Annotated in this window: 16 protein-coding genes; 8 read left to right on the top strand and 8 right to left on the bottom strand. The window is 60.8% G+C overall.

Annotated elements, in window-relative coordinates; genetic code table 11:
- Positions 1–75 precede the first annotated feature (75 nt).
- The 4 genes from L6D82_RS27705 (at position 76) to L6D82_RS27690 (ending at position 7,865) form a co-directional block, all read left to right on the top strand.
- Positions 76–1,803: a ShlB/FhaC/HecB family hemolysin secretion/activation protein gene (locus tag L6D82_RS27705; RefSeq protein ID WP_236192066.1), complete on the top strand. Its 1,728-nt coding sequence runs from the start codon at positions 76–78 to the stop codon at positions 1,801–1,803.
- A gap of 94 nt (positions 1,804–1,897) precedes the next feature.
- Positions 1,898–6,367: a hemagglutinin repeat-containing protein gene (locus L6D82_RS27700; RefSeq protein ID WP_236192065.1), complete on the top strand. Its 4,470-nt coding sequence runs from the start codon at positions 1,898–1,900 to the stop codon at positions 6,365–6,367.
- A 145-nt stretch (positions 6,368–6,512) separates the two neighbouring features.
- Complete coding sequence (locus L6D82_RS27695; RefSeq protein ID WP_102718688.1) at positions 6,513–7,247, top strand: class II aldolase and adducin N-terminal domain-containing protein; 735 nt, start codon at positions 6,513–6,515, stop codon at positions 7,245–7,247.
- Between the two features lie 222 nt (positions 7,248–7,469).
- A complete protein-coding gene (locus L6D82_RS27690) occupies positions 7,470–7,865 on the top strand; it encodes a hypothetical protein (RefSeq protein WP_102688583.1) in 396 nt (131 codons plus the stop codon).
- Between the two features lie 91 nt (positions 7,866–7,956).
- On the opposite strand, the gene L6D82_RS27685 is transcribed toward L6D82_RS27690, so the two are convergent.
- Genes L6D82_RS27685 through L6D82_RS27675 form a run of 3 tightly spaced genes read right to left on the bottom strand, consistent with a single transcriptional unit; the run spans position 7,957 to position 11,863 of the window.
- Positions 7,957–8,979 (bottom strand): GlxA family transcriptional regulator, encoded by a 1,023-nt coding sequence (locus tag L6D82_RS27685; protein ID WP_236192064.1) that lies wholly within the window; start codon positions 8,977–8,979, stop codon positions 7,957–7,959.
- Between the two features lie 13 nt (positions 8,980–8,992).
- Positions 8,993–10,654 carry a choline dehydrogenase gene (locus L6D82_RS27680; protein ID WP_236192063.1) on the bottom strand — a complete coding sequence of 554 codons (1,662 nt, stop codon included), beginning with the start codon at positions 10,652–10,654 and terminating at the stop codon, positions 8,993–8,995.
- A gap of 39 nt (positions 10,655–10,693) precedes the next feature.
- Positions 10,694–11,863, bottom strand: coding sequence for an aromatic ring-hydroxylating oxygenase subunit alpha (locus tag L6D82_RS27675; protein ID WP_236192062.1), 1,170 nt, complete (start codon positions 11,861–11,863; stop codon positions 10,694–10,696).
- A 180-nt stretch (positions 11,864–12,043) separates the two neighbouring features.
- Here L6D82_RS27675 and L6D82_RS27670 point away from each other — a divergent pair, with 180 nt between their 5' ends.
- The 4 genes from L6D82_RS27670 to L6D82_RS27655 all read left to right on the top strand — a co-directional run bounded on the left by L6D82_RS27670 (position 12,044) and on the right by L6D82_RS27655 (position 16,913).
- On the top strand, positions 12,044–12,757 hold the full coding sequence (locus tag L6D82_RS27670) for a class I SAM-dependent methyltransferase (protein WP_236192061.1): 714 nt from the start codon (positions 12,044–12,046) through the stop codon (positions 12,755–12,757).
- Positions 12,758–12,866: 109 nt separating this feature from the next.
- The gene (locus L6D82_RS27665; protein WP_102718692.1) at positions 12,867–13,367 is read left to right on the top strand and encodes a sigma-70 family RNA polymerase sigma factor; all 501 of its coding nucleotides are present in this window, start codon (positions 12,867–12,869) and stop codon (positions 13,365–13,367) included.
- Positions 13,368–13,407: 40 nt separating this feature from the next.
- A complete protein-coding gene (locus L6D82_RS27660; RefSeq protein ID WP_236192060.1) occupies positions 13,408–14,391 on the top strand; it encodes a FecR family protein in 984 nt (327 codons plus the stop codon).
- Positions 14,392–14,489: 98 nt separating this feature from the next.
- Positions 14,490–16,913 (top strand): TonB-dependent siderophore receptor, encoded by a 2,424-nt coding sequence (locus L6D82_RS27655; protein ID WP_102718694.1) that lies wholly within the window; start codon positions 14,490–14,492, stop codon positions 16,911–16,913.
- A gap of 44 nt (positions 16,914–16,957) precedes the next feature.
- On the opposite strand, the gene L6D82_RS27650 is transcribed toward L6D82_RS27655, so the two are convergent.
- The 5 genes from L6D82_RS27650 to tssI all read right to left on the bottom strand — a co-directional run.
- Positions 16,958–18,109 carry an MFS transporter gene (locus L6D82_RS27650; RefSeq protein ID WP_085613177.1) on the bottom strand — a complete coding sequence of 384 codons (1,152 nt, stop codon included), beginning with the start codon at positions 18,107–18,109 and terminating at the stop codon, positions 16,958–16,960.
- A gap of 110 nt (positions 18,110–18,219) precedes the next feature.
- Positions 18,220–19,098 carry a hypothetical protein gene (locus tag L6D82_RS27645; RefSeq protein ID WP_236192059.1) on the bottom strand — a complete coding sequence of 293 codons (879 nt, stop codon included), beginning with the start codon at positions 19,096–19,098 and terminating at the stop codon, positions 18,220–18,222.
- A 273-nt stretch (positions 19,099–19,371) separates the two neighbouring features.
- Complete coding sequence (locus L6D82_RS27640) at positions 19,372–20,478, bottom strand: hypothetical protein (protein WP_236192058.1); 1,107 nt, start codon at positions 20,476–20,478, stop codon at positions 19,372–19,374.
- A complete protein-coding gene (locus L6D82_RS27635; RefSeq protein WP_276574284.1) occupies positions 20,475–23,465 on the bottom strand; it encodes a phospholipase D-like domain-containing protein in 2,991 nt (996 codons plus the stop codon). Before L6D82_RS27635 ends, L6D82_RS27640 begins: the two co-directional genes overlap by 4 nt.
- 260 nt (positions 23,466–23,725) lie before the next feature.
- Positions 23,726–25,014 (bottom strand): type VI secretion system tip protein TssI/VgrG (gene tssI, locus L6D82_RS27630; RefSeq protein ID WP_236192056.1); only part of this gene is annotated, 1,289 nt, incomplete at its 5' end.

Raw genomic sequence — 25,014 nt, 5'->3', positions numbered from 1 at the left:
AATTGTGTAGGAAGGCTCTGACTATCACCGCTATTGATGGGGTGGCATTAAGCCAGTTGATTGCAAGGATGTTGAGTGCCGTATTCGCTTTGCGCTGTTTCTCGTAGTCGTTCCCTGCCGCGCCCGCTGTTGTCGGCCTTGTTGTTGAGTGTGTGTGCGCCCAGCGTTCTCGCCGCCGAAACTCCAGCCCCTGGCCAGGAAGTGCTGCGCCAGCAACAACTGCAACAGCGCGATCTGCAACAGCTGCAACTCGAACAGCGCAAGCGGCAACTGGAGCGCGGCGCGTTCGGCCCGACGCCTGCCACTCCGGCCATTCCTGAGTCGATCAAACCCGATGAGCGCTGCTGGCCCTTGAGCGGTACGCGTATCGGTGGTGTCACGCTGATCGGCAAAGACAAACTCAACGCCCGGATCAAACCGCTGCTGGCGCCGTGCATGGGCGTCGGCCAGATCAACCATCTGCTGGCGACCATTACCGCGCTGTACGTGGAGAAGGGCTACATCGCCAGTCGGCCTTACCTGAGCAGCGCGCCGGTAGCCGGGCAATCGCTGGATATCCTGATCGACGAAGGCTACATCGAGTCCATCGAACTGGCCGACCAGAGCCTGCCGGTGTCCCTCGGCGGTGCATTCCCGGGCATGCTCGGCAAGCCGCTGAACCTGCGGGATCTGGAGCAGGGTCTGGATCAGTTGAACCGCCTGCGCTCGCTCGATCTTACCGCCGACATCGCCCCCGGCAGCCAGCCCGGTGCGTCGAAAATCATCTTGCGATCGCGCACCTCGGGGCAGTCGCGCTGGAGCTTGGGCCTGGGCGTGGACAACCTCGGCAGCGCCAGTACCGGTCGTGATCGCGACACACTGAGCCTGACCCTCGATAGCCCGCTCGAACTCAACGACCTGTTGAGCCTCAGCGCCAGCGACACCCTCAATCAGGGCGACCGCTACAGCCGCAACGCCAGCCTCTATTACGCGATTCCCTACGGTTACTGGACGTTCAGCACTTTCGCCAGCCACGCCGAATACCGCGCGCCGTTCAAGCTCAGCACGCTGACTTTTCACAGCACCGGCATCACCGATCAACTCAGCCTGCGCGCCGACCGGGTGTTGTGGCGCGACCAGAGCCATCAGCTCAGCGCCAATCTGCAACTGGCGCACAAGGATGTCGACAGCTATCTGGAAAGCGTCCGCCTCGGCATCCAGAGCCCGACCCTGACCGTGGCCGAGGCCGGGCTCAATCTGTTCTGGCTCGACCGCGCGGTGTGGAACCTCGACGTCAATTACGCCCAGGGTTTGCGCTGGCTGGGCGCCGACGACGATGCCGATCGTCAGGTCAAAAACCTGCCCAAGGCACAGTTTCGCAAGTACCGCGCCGGCCTCAGCCAGTGGCGCAACGGCCAGCTCGGCGCGCAAGCCTGGCAATGGCAGAGCCAGCTCAATTTGCAGTACAGCCCGGATCCGCTGCCAGCCATCGAACAGTTGCTCGGCACCGACGATTCCGCTGTGCGCGGTTATCGGGTCAGCAGTGCGTCCGGTGCCAGCGGCGCGATCTGGCGCAACACTCTGCGCCTGCCGCTGCGCACCGATTTGCCAGTGCAGCTCACCCCGCGTGTCGGCCTCGACCACGGCTGGATCAAGGCCGATCACGGCGCCCCGGTTCAACGCCTGAGCGGCGCCAGCATCGGCCTCAATCTGGGCTGGAAAAACCTGCAAGTGGACGTCGATTATCAACGCAGCCTGAACACCCCGACCGGCCTGCACCGCGAGCCTGAAACCTGGCTGATGCGGGTCGGATTACAGATATGAACGTCAGTGAACAACAGCCATCGGACCTGAGCGCGACAGCCGTGGCCTTCAACTCAACGCGCAACGTGATGCCGCACTACATGGAGAGTTTTTTATGCCAATGAATACCTTTGCGTTTCATCTTTCCCCACGGGGCAAACTGCGTTGGGCCATCGCCAGCCTGTTCCTGGTCGCTCACCTGCCGGGCGCCATGGCCGGCGGCGTGGTGGTCGCGCCCGGCCCCGGCGGCACCGCGCAACTGCAGACCCAGGGCGGCGTCCCGATCGTCAACATCGTCGCGCCCAACGGCTCGGGGCTTTCGCATAACCAATTCCTCGACTACAACGTCGACCGACAGGGCCTGGTGTTGAACAACGCCTTGCAGGCCGGGCAATCGCAGCTCGCCGGGCAACTGGCGGCCAACCCGCAATTGCAGGGCCAGGCCGCGAGCGTGATCCTCAACGAAGTGATCAGCCGCAACCCTTCGGCCATCAACGGCGCCCAGGAAATCTTCGGTCGCGCCGCCGACTACGTGCTCGCCAACCCGAACGGCATTTCGGTGAATGGCGGCAGTTTCATCAACACGCCGAACGCCAATCTGGTGGTCGGCCGGCCCGAGCTGAACGACGGCAAGCTGCAAGCCCTGAGCACCCGCGACGCCACCGGTCAGTTGCAGATCCAGGGCGGCGGGCTGCGTAACGGTGAAGGCTCGATCAACCTGATCGCGCCGCGCATCGACAGCCAGGGCGCAATCAGCGCTCGCGATCAACTGAACCTCACCGTCGGGCGCAATCAGATCGACTACGCCAGCGGCCAGGTGAAAGCCGTGGACCCGGCGGGCAACACCACCGATCAACGGATCGACGCCAGCCTGTTCGGCGCGATGCAGGCCGGGCGCATCAACATCGTCAGCACCGCTGAAGGCGCGGGCGTGAAGGTCGGCGCGGTGCAAGTCGCAGGACGTGACGGCGTGCAGATTCGTTCGGCGGGCGACTTGAGCGTCAGCGGTCAGGCGATTCCGGACAGCCTCGACGTGACCCGCGCCGGCATCCGCAGCAGCCAGGGCGACGTCGGCCTGCACAGCGGCAAGGACCTGACGCTGGCCGCCGCCGACGTCAGCGGTCGCGACGTGAAGGTCGATGCCAAGCGCAATCTGACCCTGACCACCGTCGAAAGCCGCAAGCTTCAGGAACAGCGCGAAAACTGGAACAACAGCACCATCGGCATCACCTGGGAAACTTACGAGCGCACCAAGACCGACAGCGATTCGCGCCAGCACGGCAGCCAGATCGTCGCCAGCCGCGACGCGCAACTCTCGTCCGGCAAAGACACCGAACTGAAAGCCGCCAAGGTCGACGCGAAGAACAACCTCAGCGTGCAAAGCGGCGGCGATCTGCGCCTGACCGCCGCCACTGAAAGCCACACCCAGACCGATCAGGGCAAGCACCGCAAACACCTGTGGAAAGCCGATTGGGACAGCAGCAGCGAAGAGCAGCGCAGCATCACCAGCCAGCTGAAGGCCGGCAACATTGCCCTGCAAACCGCCGCACTGTTGCGCTCCGAAGGCGCTGAATTGAACAGCGCCGGCGATCTGCAACTGGCCGGCAAACAGGTGGAAATCACCACCGCGACCCGCACCAACCGCAGCAGCGACAACCGCTATTCCGGTGACCTGGTCGGCGGCGGTTTCTTCGGCAAGACCGGCGACGCCGACAAGGGCCAGACCCAGCATCAGGGCAGCAAGGTCAATGCGGCCGGCAAACTGGTGGTCAAGGCCGACGACGTGCGCATCAGCGGCAGCCAGGTGCGCGGCGGCCAGGATGCCAGCGTGATCAGCGACAACGGTTCGCTGACCATCGACGGCGTGCAGGACACTTCGCACAGCAACAACCACGACAAGGACAGCAAGTTCTTCGGCATCACCAAGGACGAGTCCCGGCAGAACAGCAAGGACAGCACCACGGTGCGCAGCGAGCTGGCTTCCGACAGCAACCTCAAGCTCAAGAGCGCCAAGGACATCGAAGTTGCCGGCTCCACGGTCAAGGCCGGCGGTTCGCTGACGGCGGATGCGGCGGGTGATGTGAAGGTGCATTCGACGCAGAACACCGACGACAGCAGCAACAGAACGCAGACCCGAGGTTTCGACGCTTACGCCAAGGAGCAGACGGCGGAGCAGTATCGCGCCGGCGTGCATTACGAAGACAAGGCGCAAACCGTCACCACCAACGACGTCACGCAGCAGGGTTCCAGCCTCAGCGGCGGCAGCGTGCAGGTGAACGCGGGCGGCGACGTGACGCTCAAGGGCGCCGAGGTGAAATCCACCGCTGGCGACACCAGCCTGAGCGGCAAGAACGTCTCGCTGCTGGCGGAGCAGGACAGCCACAGCACCTCGACCGAGACCCGCAGCACTGGCGGCGGTTTTTACTACACCGGCGGGCTCGACCGCGCCGGTAGCGGCGTGGACTTCTCGCACAGCACCTCGCAAGACACCACCGGCAAAACCACCGCGCAAACCACCGGCGTGCAGAGCAGCGGCAGCCTGAACATCAACGCTGACAAACTCGCCACCGAGGGCGCGCAACTCAAGTCCGGCAACGGTCTGAACGTCGCCGCCAACGAAGTCGACAACCGTGCTGCCAGCAACACCGAAAGCATCATTCACAGCGAGAGCAACTGGTCGGCGGACATCGGCGCCAACGTCGAGTACAAAGACATCGCCCGGCCGATTGCCGGTGCGGTGAAAGACGTGCTCGGCGGCAAGGTGCCGGACAAGGACGCACTGACCAATCTCGGTCAGCCGAACGTCGGTATCGACGTGGCAATCGGTCATGCCAGCGCCGATAAAACCGAGCAAGGCAGCAACGCTGTGGTCAGCCGGTTCGACGGCAAGACCGTGGACGTGAAGGTCGGCGGCACGCTGCACGACCAGGGCACCCAGTACAACGCCAGCGCCGGCAAAGCGAACATCGGCGCCGACAAACTGGTGGCCGATGCAGCGAACAACACCCACAACAGTACCGAAAAATCAGTGGATGCCAAGGTCGACGTGCGCGTCTACACCAAGACTGGTGAAGACGTGAACGTGGCCGGCAGCGGCGCGGGTGGCAGCAGCCAGTCGAGCAAGGACAGCTCCACCGCGGTGGTCGGCGGTTACGCTGGCAATCAGGGCGTGAACATCAATGTCGGCGGCGATGCCCAGTTCGAAGGCAGCCGTTTCGATGGCGGGCAGGGCGGTGTCAGCATCAAGACCGGCGGCGATCTGGCCCTGAATCAGGCCAACGACCGCCAGAGCAGCGACAGCTCCAGCCTGCGTGGCAACGGTTCGCTGACGGTAGGCACCTTGCCGGGCACCGACGGCACCAACGTCGATCTCGGCGCTGGATTCCAGCTCGATCACAAAGGCAACAAGACCACCGACACCCAGGCCCACGTAGCCAGTATCAATGGCAACGGCCCGGTGCAATTGAGCAGCGGCGGCAATCAGGTGCAGCAGGGCACGAAGATCGACAGCGTTGGTGCTATCGACCTGAAAGCCGACGGCAAACTCGACCTGCAAGCGGCCACCGACTCGCACGTCGCCACCGGCAGCAATCTCGGCGGCGGCCTGAAGGCGGGCGGCAGCAAGACCAGCAGCGAGAAGAGCCGCGATCAGGGCGGCAACCTCAGCGGCAACTTCAACATCGGTCGGGTCAACGAGAACACCCAGACCCTCAGCGGTGGCCAGCTTAACAGCCAGAACGGCATCGCCCTGAGCGGCAATTCGGTGCACCTGCAAGGCACTCAGGTCGGCGCGCCGAACGTCAGCATCGATGCGCAGAAGGGCGGTTTCGTTCAGGAATCCGCGCAGTCCAGCGACAACCGCAACAACTGGAACGTAGCGCTGAACGCCGGTGGCAATCTGAGCAAAAGCACACCGACCGCCGCCGATGAAAAAGTCAGCAGCGATCACGGCTTCAGTGCCGGGGCCAAGGTCGGCGTGGACTACCTGCAAGGCACCACCCAGCAGAACAGCCAGATCAAGGCTGACAGGGTGGTGTTGAACAGTGGCGGTGATGCGAGCCTGAGCGGCGCGCGGATTGATGCGCGCAACGTCAGCGGCAATGTGGCGGGTGATCTGTCGGTCGAAAGCCGTCAGGACTCCAGCACTCACGCCAAGGTCGACGTGGATCTGGGCCTGACCGCCAAGAAGACCCCGGCCGACGACAAGGGAAAACTGGCGGGCACCGACTACAAGCCAACGCTGAAAGCCGGAGGCGAATACGCGCACAAGGACAGCGTCAAACAGGCCTCCGGCATCAGCGCTAGTCAGGGTGTGAACCTCACCGTCGGTGGCGCTACCCAACTGACCGGTGCGCGGATTTCCGCCACCGAAGGCAAGGTCGATCTGGGTGGTTCGAAGGTCAGCAGCACCGACCTGAGTAACCTCGACTACGGCGTAAAAGCCGGCCTGGATCTGCCGCACAAAACTGAAGAAAATGCACCGAAGGTGTCCGTTGAAAACGGCAACCTGAAAGTCGGCCCGGTGACCCTGAGCGGTCATCTGGACAGTCAGCCCCTGCAAGCCGGGATCGACGAAAAAGGCTGATTGACCGTCAGTGAAACCGGCGGGGGCGAGCCTGCTCGCTCCCGTTTCTGATGGACACCCGGCTCAAAACGGCAGCCACTGTCGTTTCCCGTCAAGTCGATGAAAGCATGCGCTCTACACTCGGGTGAAACCGGGAGGCCGCGCCATGCACGACAACGTCGAACACCTGAGAATCCAGCTGGCCTGCGCCCTGCGCTGGGCCGCGCGTTTGAACCTGCACGAATCCATCGCCAATCACTTCAGCGTGGCCACTTCGCAGGACGGTCGCGAGTTTCTGATCAACCCCTACGGCAAACACTTCTCGCGGATCCGTGCTAGTGATCTGCTGTTGCTCAATGCCGACGATCCGTCCAGTCTCGACTGCCCGGACTCCCCGGACAAAACCGCGTGGGCCTTGCACAGCGCCTTGCACCGCAACCAGCCGCAGGCTCGTTGCATCCTCCATACCCACAGCAGATACGCGACGACGCTAGCATGCCTGAAGGACTCGCGCCTGCCACCGATCGAGCAGAACAGCATGCGGTTTTTCGAGCGGGTGGCGATTGACGAAGGATTCGATGGCATGGGTCTTGGGGAAGAGGCGGAGCGGGTGAGCAGGCTGCTCGGTGACAAGCCGATCCTGCTGATGGGCAATCATGGATTGCTGGTCGCGGCGCCGAGCGTGGCTCAGGCGTTTGATGATCTGTATTACTTCGAGCGGGCGTGCGAGGTGTATATCACCGCACTGGCGACCGGGCGGGAATTGCGCGTGGCCAGCGATGAAGTGGCGCGCAAGACGTGTCGGCAATGGCTGGATTATCCGGGGTTTGCGGATAAGCATTTCAATGCATTGATGGGCATCCTCGACGAAGAGGAACCGGTCTACCGCCAGCTGAATTAGCAATGGGTTCTCGGATGGCTGATCCAGAACCCGCGCGGATTCGTGCCACAGTGAAATTGAGTTTGGCTGGAAAGAACAAATTGTTATAGCGAATGGGTATTGAATGACTGTCAGTTCTGACAGTGTGCAAAAAGCTGATAAGGGACGACGATTGGCTTGAGGCGCGTGGTTTCAATTTAACCTGTGCGAGCATCAAACCAATCAATTCATGGAGCAACAGAAATGGCTGATATTCATTTTCAAGACTTGTTTAACGGTGTAATTAACTGCAGCTCAAAACCTCAAATTAACGGCATTTCGGTAAAAGTGGGGGCGTTGTCAAATGAGGCGAAAGTGGGTGACGAGTTCACCGGCGAATTTCAGGGATGCAGTGATTCCGAAGGTGAGGTACCCATCCAGGGCGCTTCGACATCATTGAGCCGAAATGTAACACGGGCTGACATCGAGAATGGCTCCGTTGATTGCTTTAAGGAATGGAACAAAATCAAACTCATTGGAAATGGCTCGGTTCGTTATAACTACCTGATCAATGGCGTAGTGGAGAACACTGCATCGGTAGTGGTCCGGTTAGTGAATTCAAGTGGTCAATCGTGCGACGAGGTCCGAACGCACAACTGAACGTCCGAGTTTCAACAATGCCTGCCTGTTGCAGGCATTTTTTTGCCAGCAAGGCTTGCGCAACGTCACGGGTGAATGGCCGCTCTTCGTTTCAAGGTGCCTTGCTCAACGGTTGGCGCATCACCGGCGCACTCCACGCCTGGCGCCGATCCTCACTCGGCGGGCAACCAAAGCGTGCGCGGTAGGTGCGGGAGAAATGCTCCAGTGAGCCAAACCCGGAACACGCCGCCACCTGGGCCACGCTCATCTGCGTCTGTTGCAACAGGTTGTGCGCCCGGGCCAGGCGCAGGGTGATGTAGTACTTGAGCGGCGAGAGCCCGGTCTGATGTTTGAACTGGCGCTCGAGTTGACGACGTGACAGGCCGACTTCGCTGGCAATTGCTTCGCAGTCCAGCGGTTCTTCCAGAGCCTTTTCCATCAGTTGCACGGCACGGCGGATCTTGTTGCCGTACATCCCGCTGTTGCCCAGACCGCCGTCGAGCTGATTGTCCGCCGGGGCGCGCATCTGGCCCATCAGCAGGTGCAGGCCGATTTCCCGGGCCAGATCAGGATCGATGCGCTGGCCGATCCAGCCCAGCAGCATGTCGAGAATGGTAGTCGCGCCGGCGCAGGTCAGGCGCTGGCGTTCGAGGGTGTAGAGCTGCGGTCGGGCGCGGACCTTGGGGTAACTCTCCTGAAAACCCTGCAGGTTGTCCCAATGCACCGCCGCTTCGTAGCCGTCGAGCACACCAGCGGCGGCCAGCGGTTCGGTGCCGGTTTCCACGCCGATCAAGACCGCGCCGAACAGCGCCTGCTTGCGCAGCCAACTCTTGAGCGCCGGATTGCGGCTGTGTTGATGCACCTCGAAACTGGCCAGTACCACGCAGGCGTCGAAGGCCTGCTCGTTGTTCAAGCCAGCTTCGGCGATGCTCGCCTGACCGTTGCTGGCCGTCACCGGGCCCGGCTGCAACGACAGCAACGTCCACTCGAACAGCGTGCGCTGGCTCAACCAGTTGGCGATGGCCAGCGGTTCGAGCACTGCCGCCAGACCGAAATTGGAAAACGCCGGCAGCAACAGCACCGCCACTCGCAGCGGTGCTTCATTGCGCGGTACAGCTTCAGCGGATCGGGTCATCGCCATCTCTGCTTCATCGTTGTTCGGTCTGCCAGTGCGGGTTGATCCACACCGGTACATCGAGGGCTGGCAACGGCGTGAGGTTACGGATCAGGTCGCTGGCCTTTTCCGCGATCATCACCGTCGGTGCGTTAGTGTTGCCGCTGACGATCGCCGGCATGATCGACGCGTCCACCACCCGCAAGCCGTCGAGGCCATGCACTCGCAGTTGCGGATCGACCACCGCTTCAGGGTCGCCCGCCGGCCCCATCTTGCAGGTGCCGCTGGCATGGTAGCCGGTTTCCGTGACCTGCCGCGCCCAGGCATCGAGTTCGGCGTCGGTCTGCACCGAACGGCCCGGCACCAGCTCTTCGCCCTTGAAAGGGGCCATTGCCGGTTGCTCGATGATTTCGCGCACCAGCCGTGCGCCGGCGCGCATGTCGGCACGGTCCTGCGCGGTCTTCAAATAGTTGAACAGAATCCTCGGCGGCCGCCGCGGTTCGGCGCTGTGCAGGGTCACGCTGCCCAGGCTGGTGGGGCGCATCAGGTCGATGTGGATCTGGAACGCGTGGGTCGGCACCAGGTCGACGCTGCCCGGTTGCACCGCCAGCGGCATGAAGGTCAGTTGCAGGTCCGGGTGTTCGACACCGGCTCGGGAACGCAGGAACGCACCGGCCTCGAAGTGATTGCTCGCCGCCAGGCCGTCGTGACGGACGAACCAGCGCGCGCCAATCCACCATTTACCCGGCGCGGTGGTCCAGCGATACAGCGACACCGGTTGTTTGCAGCGAAATTGCACCACCGCGTCCGGGTGATCGTTGAGGCGTTTACCGACGCCGGGCAGGTCGTGCACGACGCCGATCCCGAGGTCACGCAGTTCCGCCGCCGGGCCGACGCCCGAGAGCAACAGCAACTGCGGCGAATTGATCGCCCCGGCCGTCAGCAACACTTCCCGGCGAGCGCGGACGGTGTTCGTTTCGCCGTTCTGTTCATAATCAATCCCGACCGCTCGCCGGCCCTCGAACAGAATGCGTAGCACCAACGCATCGGTGACCACGCGCACATTGCCCCTAGCCAGTGCTTCGCTCAGATAACCGCGCGAAGTGCTCCAGCGCCGACCGTTGCGTGTAGTGCGATCCACCGGGCCGAAGGCTTCCTGCCGATAGCCGTTCAAGTCCTCGCTGACGCCATAACCGGCCTCGGCCCCGGCCGCGATGAACGCCGCGCACAATGGTGTTTCTACATCGCCGGGAGTGACGTGCAAATGGCCGTCGCCGCCGCGATAGTCATCGCCACCGCCGGCGTGAGTCTGCGCTCGCTTGAAGTACGGCAGCACCTCGCGATAGCTCCAGCCAACGCAGCCTTGCTCGGCCCAGCCGTCGTAATCCCGGGCATGGCCACGGATGTAGACCATGCCGTTGATCGACGATGAACCGCCGAGGGTGCGGCCTCTCGGCGTGCCGATTCGGCGGCCGTCGAGGTACGGCTCGGGCTCCGACTGATAACTCCAGTTATAGCGCGACCCACCCACCACAAGGCCCACGGCGGACGGCATGTCGATCGTCCAGCTCTTGTCCTCGGGCCCGGCCTCCAGCAGCAGGATGCGCACGTTCGGGTCTTCGCTCAAGCGATTGGCCAACACGCAACCGGCCGAACCGGCGCCCACGATCAGGTAATCAAACCCGGTTTCGTCCATGGTTTGCTCCGTTCAGACAAATGACGAGGGAAGGGCGGATCAGTCCACGCAATGGCCGTGAATACCGTTGAACACCAGACGATGAAAGTGATGCACCAGATGCTCGCTTTCATTGCTGCGCTGGGCGTCGATCATGTAACGGCCCTGGTCATAACCGAGCGAGCGCAGGCCTTTTTGCACCGAGATGTTCAGGGCGATGTCTTCGGGGCCGAGGTCTTCGTTCATCCACTTCATGCACGCCGTGCTGACGGCGGCCGTCTCGGGGTTGCAGGAGTAGTAACCGAAGCGCAGCAGCGAGCGCTCGGCGTCCAGCGGAATCATGATGAACGAGCCGAGAAACTCGGAGAACGGGAAGGTGTAGAAGGTGTTGTTCGGCCACAGGCCGATGTTGAAAAAGCATTCCTGCGGGTTCAGTTCGCTTTTCAGCGGCACGCCATAGGCCTCGGTCGCCGACAGATTGGCCGGTGCGGCGTAGGTCCACCAGTTGTCGCGTTTGATCAACTGGTAACCCTTGAAATCGATCAGCCGGGCGAGGTCGATGTGGCACGGGCCGGACAGCTTGAAGTGATAGCCCTCGATGGAATTGTCCATGATCACCTTCCAGTTGGCCGGCACGATCACGTCTTGTTCCTCGATCAGATGCATGTCCGCGAGATCCGGAAACACCCGGCGCATTTCTTCGTCGGCACCGGGGAACAGATCCCGCAGCGACGGCGCATTCGGATCGAGGTTGAAGTAGATGAAACCGCCGAGTTCTTCCGTGCGCACTTGGGGAATGTTGAACTGCGCCAGCTCGAAATTCTTCATCCGCTCGCAACGCGGCGCACCGCGCAGGCTGCCGTCCATTTCATAGCACCACGAGTGATAGGCGCAGCGCACCACGCCGCCGGTAGTGCCACGGCGTTCTTCGAGCAGGCGATTGCCGCGATGCTGGCAGACGTTGTGAAAACCATGGATCTGCCCCTGCCGATTCTTCGCCACCACCACGCTCTGGTCGAACAGATCCGTGACGACGAACTGCCCCGGCTCAGCGAACTCACTGACATGCCCGGCGACATGCCAGGCCCTCATGAAAATGTTGTCGCGCTCGGCACGGAACAGGCTGTCGTCGTAGAAATAACGCGAGGGCAGGGTGAAGGCCTGCTCCGGATCCTGCTGATCCCAGGCGTCGACCGGACTGTGCTGCTTGCGGGTCTGGAAACTGTGCATGAGGCGATCTCCACGGCGTGTTGTTGTGGGATCTAATCTAGGGTGCGGCGCGAGGGTGGGGTTGATGGATTGCGACCAGTTGATGGGTGGAATGATCAATCTCAGGCTGTATCGGGGAGGTCTTGACAGCCCTGCGATAATGAAACTTCACCGCGATCATGATGCAGAGGAAGGTTTTCCATGGACAATCAAGCACTCAAGGCCTTGTTCGACCAGCAATCCGCGATCTATGACAAACAGTGGAGCGGGATGGCGCCCATTCGTGATGCCCTGTATCTGCTGCTGGATTCAGTGTTCGCGGGCCTGCCGGAGAATGCCCGGATACTATGCTTCGGCGTGGGCACCGGTGTGGAAATGGCCCATCTGTCGCAGCAGTTTCCCGGCTGGCAATTCACCGCAGTCGACCCTTCGGGCGCCATGCTCGACGTGTGCCGTCAGCGAGCGACAGAGGGCGGTTTTCTCTCCCGCTGCCATTTTCACGAAGGCTACCTCGATACGCTGACGGATGAATCCGGTTACGACGGCGCGACCTGTTTTCTGGTGTCGCAGTTTTTGCTCGACCCTCAGGTGCGTATCGACTTTTTCCGTGAGATTGCCCGTCGTCTGGTACCGGGTGGGATTCTGGCGAATGCTGATCTGGCCTCGGATACTCAATCCCCGGCCTATGAAGCATTGCTGCGTCACTGGATGACGCTGATGGCTTCGGCCCAGGTGCCGCCGCAAATGCTCGAACGAGCGCGCACGGCGTATGCCCGGGATGTGGCGATTCTGCCGGTGCCGCAGGTCGCCAGTCTGATCGAGTCGGCCGGGTTCGAGGCGCCGGTCCAGTTCTTTCAAGCGGGTTTGATGCATGGATGGTTCTGCCCACGCAAGGCAGAGATTGCCGCGAATTAGAGCGCCGAAGAGATAGGGGAAAACAGCCTCGTCGGCATTCCCGAGGAATCCATTGCTTCGGCTTAATAGGAAGCATTACTATTCACGCCCCTTTCCTCAGCACGCCGCAATGATCCCCATGCTGCCCCGCAGACCCGGCTTTCTCGAGCATTACGAAGAGTTGATCGGCACCTGGACCCGTCGCCTGCGCAATCGCTCGCAGGCCGAGGATCTGGCGCACGACACCTTTGTGCGGGTGCTCGAATCCGATTCGTCGGCGGTGCAGCAACCCCGGGCGTATTTGCACCAGACCGCGCGCAACATCGCGGTGGACGGCTATCGGCGTGAGGACCGGCGGGGCGCCATGGAGTCGGAGGCGATCGATCTCAGTGAGTCGCCGAGCGGCGATCCGGAGCATTACATGCATGCGATCCAGCTGGCCGATTCCATCGAACGTGCGCTCACGGAGCTTCCGGTCAACTGCCGACGGATTTTCGTCTGGCAGAAGATCGAAGGCCTGACCCAGGCGGAAATCGCCGAGCGCCTGGGCCTGTCCAAGAACATGGTGGAAAAGTATATGATCCGCACCCTGCGGCATCTGCGTGATCGCCTGGACGGGGCGCAATCATGAGCCGCGGCGTCTTTTCATCCCCAGCCAAACAGGACATTCCATGATGGATACTCGTGATTGCGCGTGCGGGCAAACAACGGTGCGCGATGACGCGGCACGCTGGTTTGTGCGTTTGCAGGAGCCGGCCGTCAGTGCCGACGAACAGCAGCGCTTCGACGCGTGGCTGAACGAACATCCCCAGCACCGTGACGAATTCCAGTTGCTCCAGGGCTTGTGGACGGCGGCGGATCTGCTGCCGGCGCCACGCCTCAAAGCTTTGTGCGAAACCCCGCCGGCGCGGCGCGAACGCCGTCCGTTGTTGCGTTATGCCGTGGCGGCCAGCGTGGTCGCGGTGGCGCTCGGGCTCGGTCTGTTCAGTGGCTTGAATCATCCGGCGGGTTACAGCGCTGAATTCGCCACGGTGCTGGGCGAGCGCAAGCATGTCGCGCTGCCGGACGGTTCGGTGATCGACCTCAACAGCCGCAGCCGTCTGCAGGTGCGTTTCGAGAAGGATCGGCGGCTCATCGAATTGACCGAAGGCGAGGCGATGTTCAGCGTCGAGCACGATACTTCTCGCCCGTTCGTGGTCGAGGCCGGCAGCGGCAAGGTCACGGTGACTGGCACTCGTTTCGATGTGCGCCGCGATGTGACGCAGACCCGGGTCGCGGTGGAGCAGGGCACGGTCAGGGTGCAGGGTCGTGGTGCGGCCGATGCCGATTTCATCAGCCTCACTGCCGGCCTCGGCACGCGGATCGATGCACAGGGCAAAGTAACGCCGGCCTACGCGGTCAACCCGGCGGAGCTGACAGCCTGGCGCAGCGGCAAACTGGTGTTCAACAACGCCAGCCTCAGCGAAGTCGCCGAGGAAGTGTCGCGTTATCGCGACAAGCCGCTGAAGGTCTCTAGCCCCGCCGTGGCCAATTTGCGCCTGACCAGCGTGTTCAAATCCGACAATACCGATGCCTTGCTCAGGGCCTTGCCGAGCATCCTTCCAGTGGCCGTGCGCACTCTTGCCGACGGCAGCCAGGAAATAATTTCAAAATAAAATTCAGGTTTTTTTCGAGTTCGTCGTCTTCCTGTTCAACTGCAACTGGTTTGCATTAACAGCCGCACACTCTTGCGATCCACAGGACTCCGTTCGACGTGAAAACCTCCACCGCCAAAAACAAAAAATCCCCTTGGTTACCGCTGGCGCTCGCACTGGCGGTCAACGCCCCCGTACCGATGGCCCTCGCCGCCGAAGCCATTCACATCCGCGCACAGCCGTTGGGTCAGGCCCTGAGTGAACTGGGCCAGCAAACCTCGTTGCAGGTGTTTTTCAGCCCGGACCTGGTCGCCGGCAAACAAGCGCCGGCCGTGGATGGCAATCTTTCTCCGGAGCAGGCCCTGCGCCAATTGCTGCAAGGCAGCGGTCTGGATTATCAGATCAATGAAGGTTCGGTGACCTTGTCCCCAGCCCCGACTTCCGCCGCCAACGGCCCGCTGGAACTGGGCGTGACCGACATCAAAGTGGTCGGAGACTGGCTCGGCGACGCCGACGCTGCCGTGGTGCAGAACCACCCCGGCGCGCGCACGGTGATCCGTCGCGAAGCGATGGTCGAGCAGGGCGCGATGAACGTCGGCGACGTGCTTCGCCGCGTGCCGGGCGTGCAGGTGCAGGAAGCCAACGGCACCGGCGGCAGCGATATTTCGCTGAACGTCGGCGTACGGGGTTTGACGTCGCGCCTGTCGCCACGCTCGACCGTATTGATTGATGGCGTGCCGGCCGCGTTCGCCCCGTATGGTCAGCCTCAACTGTCGATGGCGCCGATTTCTTCCGGCAACCTCGACAGCATCGACGTGGTCCGTGGTGCCGGCTCCGTGCGTTACGGGCCGCAAAACGTCGGCGGCGTGATCAACTTCGTGACCCGCGCGATCCCGGAAAAAACCACCGGTGAAATCGGCACCACCCTGGAAACCTCGCAGCACGGTGGCTGGAAACACATCGACACCGCGTTCCTCGGCGGCACTGCCGACAACGGCATCGGCATGGCGCTGTTGTACTCGGGCGTCAACGGCAACGGTTACCGCGAGCGCAACAACGGCAACGACATCGACGACGTGATCCTCAAGACCCACTGGGCACCGACCGATCAGGACGATTTCAGCCTCAACTTCCACTACTACGACGCCAGCGCCGACATGCCCGGCGGCCTGACGCAAAAGCAGTACGACGACAAACCGTTCCAGTCCGACCGCGACTACGACGGCTTCAGCGGCCGCCGCAAGGACGTGTCGTTCAAGTGGATCCGGCAGATCGACGAGCGCACCCAGGCAGAAGTGCTGACCTACTATTCCGACAGCTTTCGCGGCAGCACCATCGCCGCCCGCGATCAGAAAACCCTCAGCTCGTTCCCGCGCTCCTACTACACGTTGGGTATCGAGCCGCGTGTTTCGCGTGTGTTTGACGTCGGCCCGACCACCCAGGAAGTCAGCGTCGGTTACCGTTATTTGAAAGAGGCGATGCACGAGCAGTCGAGCCGCCTGGCGCTGGTCAACAACGAGCCGGTGGTCACCAAGACCTCCGACGGTCATGTGTTCCAGGACCGTACCGGCGGCACCGAGGCCAACTCGGTCTACATCGACAACAAGATCGACGTCGGCAACTGGACCGTGACCCCGGGCATTCGCTTCGAACACATCAGCACCGACTGGCATGATCGCGCTGTGCTCGACACCGCCGGCAAACCCGTCCCCGAGAAAAACCGCAGCATCGAAAGCAACGAGCCGTTGCCGGCCCTGAGCGTGATGTATCACCTGTCCGATGCGTGGAAGCTGTTCGCCAACTACGAGACGTCGTTCGGCAGCCTGCAGTACTTCCAGCTCGGCCAGGGCGGCTCGGGTGACCAGACCGCCAATGGCCTGGAACCGGAGAAAGCCAAGACTTACGAAATCGGCACGCGCTATAACGATGACGTGTGGGGCGGTGAAGTGACGCTGTTCTACATCGACTTCGATGATGAACTGCAATACATCAGCAACGACGTGGGCTGGACCAACCTCGGCGCGACCAAGCACCAGGGGATCGAAGCGTCGGTGCATTACGACATGGCGGCGCTCGATCCACGCCTCGACGGCCTGACCGCCAACGCCGGTTTCACTTACACACGCGCGACCTATGAAGGCGAGATCCCGGGCTTCAAGGGCCGCGACCTGCCGTTCTACTCGCGTCAGGTGGCCACCGTCGGCCTGCGTTACGACATCAACCGCTGGACCTACAACATCGACGGTTTCGCCCAGTCCAAACAGCGCTCGCCGGGCACCGGCGTGAATGCTGACGGCAGCTTCAATGGCAACTACATCACCGAAGGCACGGCGGACGGGCAGTACGGCGACATTCCGGGCTACGTGACCTGGAACGTGCGCGGCGGCTATGACTTCGGTGCACAGCTGTCGAACCTGAAGCTCGGCGCCGGGGTGAAAAACATCTTCGACAAGCAGTACTTCACCCGCTCCAGCGACAACAACTCGGGGATCTACGTGGGCACGCCGCGGACGTTCTTCGTGCAGGCCAGCGTCGGTTTCTGATCTGCACTGATCGTTCCCGCGTCTCGACGTGGGAACGATCCAGCTCAGACCTTCAGCGCTTTCCCGCCAATCGCCACCGCCACCAGCAACGTCGCCATCAGCCCGAAGGCGAAACTCAAACTGCTGGCATGGGCGACAAAGCCGATCACCGCCGGCCCTGCCAGAATCCCTGCATAACCCAGCGTGGTAATTGCCGGCACGGCGATGCTTTCCGGCATCACCGTCTGTTTGCCCACCGCCGTGTACAGCACCGGCACGATATTCGAACAGCCGGCACCGACCAGCGCATAGCCCAGCAGCGCGGCTTGCCAGCTCGGGGCGAACGTCGCCAGAAACAATCCCGCCGCTGCCAGTAGTCCGCCAAACAGAATGATCCGGGTTGCGCCCAGTGCGCGGACGATCCGGTCACCGGTCAAACGGCCGGCCGTCATGGTCAACGCGAACGCTGCGTAACCCAGCCCGGCATAGGCGGTGTCGATCCCGCGTTCCTGCGCCAGGAACACCGCGCTCCAGTCCAGCGCCGCGCCTTCGGTAAGGAACACGATGAAGCACATGCCGCCGATGAACAGCACGATTCCGTGGGGCACTGCGAACGCCGGGCCCGAGCTTTCACTGCCGTAAGGCAACATGTGCGGCACCGCCTTGAACAGCGCCGCGATCAGCACCACGACCACCACCAGCATCGCCGCCAGTGGCGACAACCCGAGACCGAGCAGGGCGCTCACACCCGCCGCGCCGACGATCCCGCCGAGGCTAAACAGGCCGTGGAACCCCGACATCATGTTCTTGCCGCTGGCCCGCTCGACGATTACCGCTTGCAGGTTCACCGTCGAGTCCACCGTGCCCAGTCCGGCGCCGAACATGAACAACGTGGCGATCAACGCCGGAATCGACGACACCGTCGCCAGCAACGGCAACGCCGCGCAGATCAGCAGCGTGCCGCCGGTAGCCACTTTTCTGCAGCCAAATCGCGTGGCCAGAATCCCCGCCAGCGGCATCGCCAGAATCGAACCGACGCCCAGGCACAGCAACAGCAACCCCAACGTGCCTTCATCGAGCCCGGCCCGCGCCTTGGCGTACGGCACCAACGGCGCCCACGCGGCGATGCCGAGCCCGGCAATGAAGAAAGCGATGCGCGTGGACATCTGTTGCAGACGTCCGGGTGCGAGGGGTGGCGGGGTGTTGATGGCAGTCATGAAACGTCCTTGGTCTTGCGGTCAATGGCGTGATGCAGGGCAACATCGTTGCACATCAGTCCATGGGCCGCGACCTTGAGTTCCCGATTCGGCTGATCGGTGACAGCGTTTCACTGCTCACGGATGCTTTGCGTCAACTTCAAAAAGCGCGGAACGACCGCCTCGGGCGGTGGCACCAGATCTTTCAGGCCGTCGGTGCCTTTCTGGAAAGTGAACATCTGCGCTGCGATCAGCGGGCTCGCGAGACCGCCGACATGGGCGATGGCGGACCAGGCGCGATCCTGTTCGGTGGTTTCCGGACGAGGGTCAAGACGCCAGCCTTCTAGGGTGGTCATGCGATCGCCGATGTAGAACTTCTCCATGATCTTCGACTTTTTCCAGATTTCGGCGTCGTAGCCGGGGCGGTAGTCGGTATCGTAGGTGCCGTCGGTGGGTTTGGCGTGGTTGCCGAGTGAGGCGTTGATCAGGCTCATGATGACGTTGGGCGTGCTGGTGAAGCGCAGGCTGTTCTTGACGTTGAAACCGGTTTTGCCGTCGTCATGGATAAAACCGTATGGCATACAGACCCCGGGGCCTTCGGGCACTTGATAGAGGTCGCGGGCTTCGAAGCGCGCGGCAAGGTCCTTGATCCGTTGTGCGGAGTTTTCGGCGGGTTTGTTCATGTTGAAGTAGAACACCCGGTTGTTGCGCCAGAGCAGGAATTCGTAGGGCGTTTCCTTGCTGCCCAGAACGTGGGAATCGGGGATGCCCAGGTCGTGTTCATAGGTTTTGGTCTGTCGTATCTGGTCTTCCAGTTTGGTGATTTCGTTTTCCTGGTTTTTGATGATGTCGGCGCTGTATTTCATTCGCTTGATCGTTTCCAGCAGACGCTCGTTGGTTTTGAGGTCGTCCTGAAGGATTTTTTTATAGGCTTCGGTTTCGTGAATGATTGCGTTCCGTTGTCGATCAAAGTTTTCGCGTGTAGTGACATCGCTGACTCTGATCGTCATTTCGTCATAGTTGTAGCTGACGTAGTCCCCAACAGCGTGAACGTTCTTCGAAAAAACATGGCCTCCGGCTGATGCAATCTTGCTGCGTTCAACCGCGAAGGTTGCCCATTCAAATGGTTCTGGTGACTCGAATCTGGTGCGTCCCAGGCATTCTTGCAAGGCAGGTTCCGCAAGTGCTGACTGACTGCCCAGCAGCAGAACTGCGAAGGAAAAGAAGATTCGGTTCATGAACTGTGCTTACTTCGATGGGGCTTCATGTTCACGACCCGACTCTCACTGCTCGCGAATGCTTTGCGTCAACTTCAAAAAGCGCGGTACTACCGCCTCGGGCGGTGGCACCAGATCTTTCAGGCCGTCGGTGCCTTTCTGGAAAGTGAACATCTGCGCTGCGATCAGCGGGCTCGCGAGACCGCCGACATGGGCGATGGCGAACCAGGCGCGATCCTGTTCGGTGGTTTCCGGGCGAGGGTCCAGACGCCAGCCTTCGAGGGTGGTCATGCGATCACCAATGTAGAACTTCTCCATGATCTTCGACTTTTTCCAGATTTCGGCGTCGTAACCGGGGCGGTAGTCGGTGTCGTAGGTGCCGTCGGTGGGTTTGGCATGGTTGCCGAGTGAGGCATTGATCAGGCTCATGATGACGTTGGGCGTGCTGGTGAAGCGCAGGCTGTTCTTGACGTTGAAACCGGTTTTGCCGTCGTCATGGATAAATCCGTAGGGCATACAGACGCCGGGGCCTTCGGGCACTTGATAGAGGTCGCGGGCTTCGAAGCGCGCGGCAAGGTCCTTGATCCGTTGTGCGGAGTTTTCGGCGGGTTTGTTCATGTTGAAGTAGAACACCCGGTTGTTGCGCCAGAGCAGGAATTCGTAGGGCGTTTCCTTGCTGCCCAAGACGTGAGAGTCAGGGATTCCCAGGTCGTGTTCGTATTTTTTGGTTTTTTTAATCCGCTCTTCCAGCTGAGTGATTCGGTTCTCCTGGGTTTTGATGATGTCGTCTGAGTACTTCATCTCCTTGATAGATGCCAACAGGTACTCGTTGGTCTTGAGATCGTCCTGCAGAGTTTTTCTATAGTGCTCGGTTTCGTAAACGATGGCGTTGCGTTCTCTGTCAAAACTTTCCCGTGTCGTGACGTCGCTGATTCTGATGGTCATTTCGTCATAGTCATAACTGACGTAGTCACCTACTGCATGAACACTTTTAGAAAATACATGGCCTCCTGCTCCTTTCATGTTGCTGCGTTCAATAGCAAACGTTGCCCATTCGAATGCTTCTGGCGACTCGAATCTGGTGCGTCCCAGGCATTCTTGCAAGGCAGGTTCAGCAAAGACTGATTGAGCTCCCAGCAGCAGGCAGGCGAAGGTAATGATAATCCGTGTCATGAACTGTGCTCATTTCGATGTGACGCTTCGCTCAAACTTGCGATGTGTACGTCAGTTTTTTTGTCTTGGTTGTGAGCAATGATTGTCAGGTTCAACCCTGATTCATTGTTCTCGCCCTTTGTCCAACAGATGGGTAAAGCGGTAATAAAACCTCTAACTCCAATGGGAGCAGGATACGTTTTCACACCAGCTAGAGTTTTGCTTTCCCAGAAGCCTTGCTCATGTGGCAATGGATCCGATATTTGGCCGCCTAGTTTCAAATGCAACGTTGAGCGATAAGTCCAGGTTGGCCAGATTGGGGAAGGAAATCCATCTTGATACTGCTGAGCAGTTGAGGATTCGATTACTTGTGATTGATTGAAGTTTCGCGGAATGAAGTTAAAGGAGTATTCATATGCCTTGGAGTTGCTGGCGGCTTGAGCCTGAATGGCTCTCCAGGTCTTTTCAGCAGCAGGCTGATCGAGAACTTCGTCCGAAACAGTGAAGTGAGCTACGGGGCCATCTTTCTTCGCCTGACTCATCCCGAAGTGCTTCTTCCACAAATCCTTGCGCAATTTATTGATTGTCTTCCCTACCTTCTGGTTGTGTTTGCCGTCCAGCTTGGCGTCAGTCGATTCGCTATCGCGCACAATGACTGCCAGCTCAGAGTCACGTGTCCCGCATTGACTGCGGTCATTGATGTTGGCGCTGCCGAGAATCGCTACACGATCATCCGCGATCAACAACTTGCTGTGCACGTAGATCTGTTCAGTGACCACGCGATCGCCAAGCGTATCCCAAGTGCGCAGGTTGAGCAGGGTCAAATATTTTGACCAGTCCTGTTGGGCGTAGACGGGCTTTTTGTTGGTATCCACCCGCTCAATAATCTTCCCGGCCTCTTCCTTGCTCGCCCCGCGATCCATCATGTCCTTCATCGCCATGTGCCGTTGAATGCGTTTGACCAGACTCTGCTCGCCAAACACCAGACTTTGCATGGTCAGGTGAACCTGGTGCATGAGGTTCAGCACGTTCAGCGCACCTTCCGGATGCACCGGCAAAATCAGGTACACGTGAAAAGGACGGTTTTCGGCAATCGCCCGACCGATGCGGTCGGCCAGCGCCTTGCCAATCGTGTTGGTGAGCTTCTGTTCTTTCCCCAGTTTCTGCGTCAGCCAGCCCTGTGCGTTGGTCTGCCAGATCGTCAGAAAACTTTTGAGAAAGGTGCGGGCCTCTTCGCCGGGCTCCTTGCTGATGGCGTTGACTTCTTTCCAGTCGATCTGGGTGAAGTCCTGGTCTTCCATCGCTTCACGCAGTTTGATCCGGGCGACGAAATTCTCGTTCAAGGTGGACGGGTCGCGCAGGCTGGCCATCGGGCCGGACAGCGGCCGGCCTTCCGCCAGCTCGCCCTCGTCACCGAAGTCGGTCTGGAAGAACTGGTTCTCGATGTAGATGAAGTGCTGGGCACTGGAAATGGTCTGCAGCATGGCGCGCAGGCAGTTGTCCTGGACCCCGCCCACGTTGAAACCCTCGGGCAGCGGCAGGTTGACCCTGGCCATGTCTCGACCCTTGGCTTCCTGAGTGGTCATCGCGGCTGAAGCGCTGCGCAGCACTTGCACGCTGACTCCGCCTTGCGCTGTCTGCGGTGGCGTCGGCAGGGTCGGGGCCTGATCGATCCAGACCGGTTTGGGCATGGGCAGCTTCAGGTTGATCTGATTGTTGAGATCCAGGTGATGGGGCAGGCCGGCGTCCCTGACCAGCGTGTTGACCCACTCCATCAGGGCGACGATGACGGTGGTTTTTTCCAGGCTCTTGATCTCGGCGATGTAAGCCTGTTGGCCGTTCCAGCGGTCGATGAAGTTGCGCGACAGGTCGTACACCGACGGCCCTTCGATGCGGCTATGAACGTCCTGCCACGGCATGCGCGGCTGATCCTTGTCCAGCCGGCTGTAATCTGCCGAAGCCAGCGGCTGCGGTTGGTGTTTGAGATATTCAAAGGGCTCCCGGTGATTGGCCACGCGGTCTTGCAGCAACGCGTAAAAGTGCCCGAGCAATGAAGTTGTCAATTGGCCGATGTTGTTCAGCCAACCCATTTTCTCTGCGGGCATCGCGTCGTAACCCTTGTCGCAGAACATGGCGACAAGGCGGCCGAGATCGGTCGAGTTCGTCCAGTTGTTGATCAGCTCGTAACTCTTCAGACGCACGGAAGCCTGCAAATTGCCGGCGCTGGTTTCGACTTCGCGAATCCACACTTGAGCCTGGCCTTTGAGCGGTTCGGCCAGCGGCAGGCGCGTCCAGTTGTGTTTGATCAGCGCGGTGATATTGCGGATGGCCGCGTCGGTCAGATATTCCCTGGGCCTGGCCAAAGGATCGATGGAGGACACGGACTCCTTCAGACTTTTGCCAGCCTTCATTGCCCGGTCCAGAACGGGCAGTGGGGGACTTGCGAAGAAGTTCTGAATCGCCGCGATGGCGTTGATCACGCTGGCGCGACGGGGCAACGCCAGTTTGATGTTGGTGTTTTCTGTGCCGATGGTCGTTTCGGCCAGCGGTTTGGACAGGTCGAACAGCGTGCCCAGCAGCAGGCCCGCTCGACTGACGTGCTTGTTCATGTCCATCCAGCCCAGGTGCGGAATCCCCGGGTTATACGCATCGTTACCCTGACGGTCGACGGCGCTGAGGCTGAAGTTGTTGTCATCTCGACGACCGTAGGCCAGGTCGATGCCGCCGACATAGCCGATCTTGTTGTCGATCACCACGCACTTTTGGTGATGGGAAAATGTCGAGCCCAGACCCTTCATGTCGCTTTGCTGGATGGCCGGGGTGCAGAAGGCACGCGGCACCTTCAGTCCGGCGTTGAGCTGGAAAACCGCCAGCATGGTTTCGAAGTCATGAGTGCCGACACTTGCCGCCGGGCTCAGCCACGGCATGACAAAGACTTTCAGTGTCGGGTGCGCCTGGAGGGCGTTGTACAAGCACTCCCACAAGGTCTGCTTGCCGTCCAGGGTCACATCGTAGTTGACCTGCCAGCCAGTGATGAAAATCGAGGTTTCGGCCTTGGCGATTTTCTTGGCCAGATCCTTGTAGTAATCCTCGCCAGTGGTGAAAAAACGTACCTGGTTGCCACTGCGCTTGGGCGCGAAGGCGGACTTGTCCTGTATGAAAAAGTCCGGCGCGTTGACGGCGGGCAGCGCTTTGCCGGCGGCCGTGTTGATCTGGCTGACTTCCTTGTGGCGAACGCCGTTGTAGGGGGTAGCGGAATCCGTCATGGTCATTCGTCCGTGCTGTGCAGGCGGCTGTACAAGTCGCCGTCGGTGAGCAAGTCCTGCTTGCTGCGTTCGTTGCTGGCGGTGTTGATGGTGCGGTGGTGGGTGCTGTCATGAAAGTCGAGGGCAGCGAGAGCGAAGCGCTCCTTGTCCGCATCCGCCGGTTCGTCATGCAGGGCCACGGGCACGCGTTGCCCCGGATAGCACAGCCACAACGGGCCGGCTTCGGCATAAGCTTTGGAGAGTTTCAGGCGTTGCGGTTCGTCGATATTGACGCGTCCGTTCTCGTCGGTCTGACCTTCGAGCAACGGTTGATCCACGCCGTCCTGGACGATCTGCCAGAGGGTGTGGGCCAGCGGGAAACCTTCATCGCCGGGCACATCGGTCAGGGTAATGTCGAAGAAGTATTCCCGTGGCTCGGGCTTGGTCGGCAATACGCCCGGTTGCGCGGGCGCCATGAGATTGCCGGCCTTGGCCGACGGCGCAGGGATCGGCAACAGCGGCATCAGGATCGCAATCCCGGAACCTGTTCCCGCCGAACCACCGGCATTGATCTTCACCACCGGCCCGACCACCGTGATGCCGCCGCCATCGAGTTTGATGAAGCTGCCGCCAGCCTGGAGGGTCAGTTCGCTGCCGGCCTCGATGACCATTTTGTCTCCGGCCTTGAGGTGGATTTCCTTGCCAGCACTGGTCAACTGAGCGGTGCCGAGTTTGATGTGCTGGTCCTGGTTAACGGTCAGGTGATCGCTGGCTTTCACTTCCACTTTGCGATCGGAAATCGTGGTGCGGTGTTCTTCGGCCTTGAGTTCGGTGTAGGTGTTCTTCACCACCGTGTCGTGACGTTCATTGCCGACGCGAATCTTCTGGTCGTGCTCGACGTTTTCATCCCAGTCGCGCTGGGCGTGGATGAAGATTTGTTCGGCGCCTTTTTTGTCTTCGATGCGCAGTTCGTTGTAGCCACCGCCGCCCGGGGAGCTGAGGGTTTTGAAGACGCTGCGGGTTTTGTTCGCCGGCAGGGCGTACGGCACCGGGTTTTCCTTGTGGTACAGGCAGCCGGTGACGAGGGGCTGGTCGGGGTCGCCTTCGAGGAAGGTGACGAGGACTTCCATGCCGATGCGCGGGATGGAGATGGCGCCGTAGCGGTCGCCGGCCCAGGAGCTGGAAACGCGCAGCCAGCAGCTGGTCTTGTCGTCGGCCTGGCCTTCGCGGTCCCAGTGGAATTGCACCTTGATGCGGCCGTATTGGTCGCAGTGGATTTCTTCGCCTTTGGGGCCGGTGACCATCGCGGTCT

The organism is Pseudomonas paraglycinae (genome assembly GCF_021601625.1).
GTDB lineage: Bacteria > Pseudomonadota > Gammaproteobacteria > Pseudomonadales > Pseudomonadaceae > Aquipseudomonas > Aquipseudomonas paraglycinae.
This window is presented reverse-complemented; position numbering and strand designations above follow the sequence as displayed.

What these genes read in the sequence shown, in the direction of transcription:
- L6D82_RS27700 (WP_236192065.1), top strand. Translation starts at nt 1,898, where the DNA reads ATGCCAATGAATACCTTTGCGTTTCATCTTTCCCCACGGGGCAAACTG.
- L6D82_RS27695 (WP_102718688.1), top strand. Translation starts at nt 6,513, where the DNA reads ATGCACGACAACGTCGAACACCTGAGAATCCAGCTGGCCTGCGCCCTG.
- L6D82_RS27690 (WP_102688583.1), top strand. Translation starts at nt 7,470, where the DNA reads ATGGCTGATATTCATTTTCAAGACTTGTTTAACGGTGTAATTAACTGC.
- L6D82_RS27685 (WP_236192064.1), bottom strand. Translation starts at nt 8,979, where the DNA reads ATGACCCGATCCGCTGAAGCTGTACCGCGCAATGAAGCACCGCTGCGA.
- L6D82_RS27680 (WP_236192063.1), bottom strand. Translation starts at nt 10,654, where the DNA reads ATGGACGAAACCGGGTTTGATTACCTGATCGTGGGCGCCGGTTCGGCC.
- L6D82_RS27675 (WP_236192062.1), bottom strand. Translation starts at nt 11,863, where the DNA reads ATGCACAGTTTCCAGACCCGCAAGCAGCACAGTCCGGTCGACGCCTGG.
- L6D82_RS27670 (WP_236192061.1), top strand. Translation starts at nt 12,044, where the DNA reads ATGGACAATCAAGCACTCAAGGCCTTGTTCGACCAGCAATCCGCGATC.
- L6D82_RS27665 (WP_102718692.1), top strand. Translation starts at nt 12,867, where the DNA reads ATGATCCCCATGCTGCCCCGCAGACCCGGCTTTCTCGAGCATTACGAA.
- L6D82_RS27660 (WP_236192060.1), top strand. Translation starts at nt 13,408, where the DNA reads ATGATGGATACTCGTGATTGCGCGTGCGGGCAAACAACGGTGCGCGAT.
- L6D82_RS27650 (WP_085613177.1), bottom strand. Translation starts at nt 18,109, where the DNA reads ATGACTGCCATCAACACCCCGCCACCCCTCGCACCCGGACGTCTGCAA.
- L6D82_RS27645 (WP_236192059.1), bottom strand. Translation starts at nt 19,098, where the DNA reads ATGACGATCAGAGTCAGCGATGTCACTACACGCGAAAACTTTGATCGA.
- L6D82_RS27640 (WP_236192058.1), bottom strand. Translation starts at nt 20,478, where the DNA reads ATGACACGGATTATCATTACCTTCGCCTGCCTGCTGCTGGGAGCTCAA.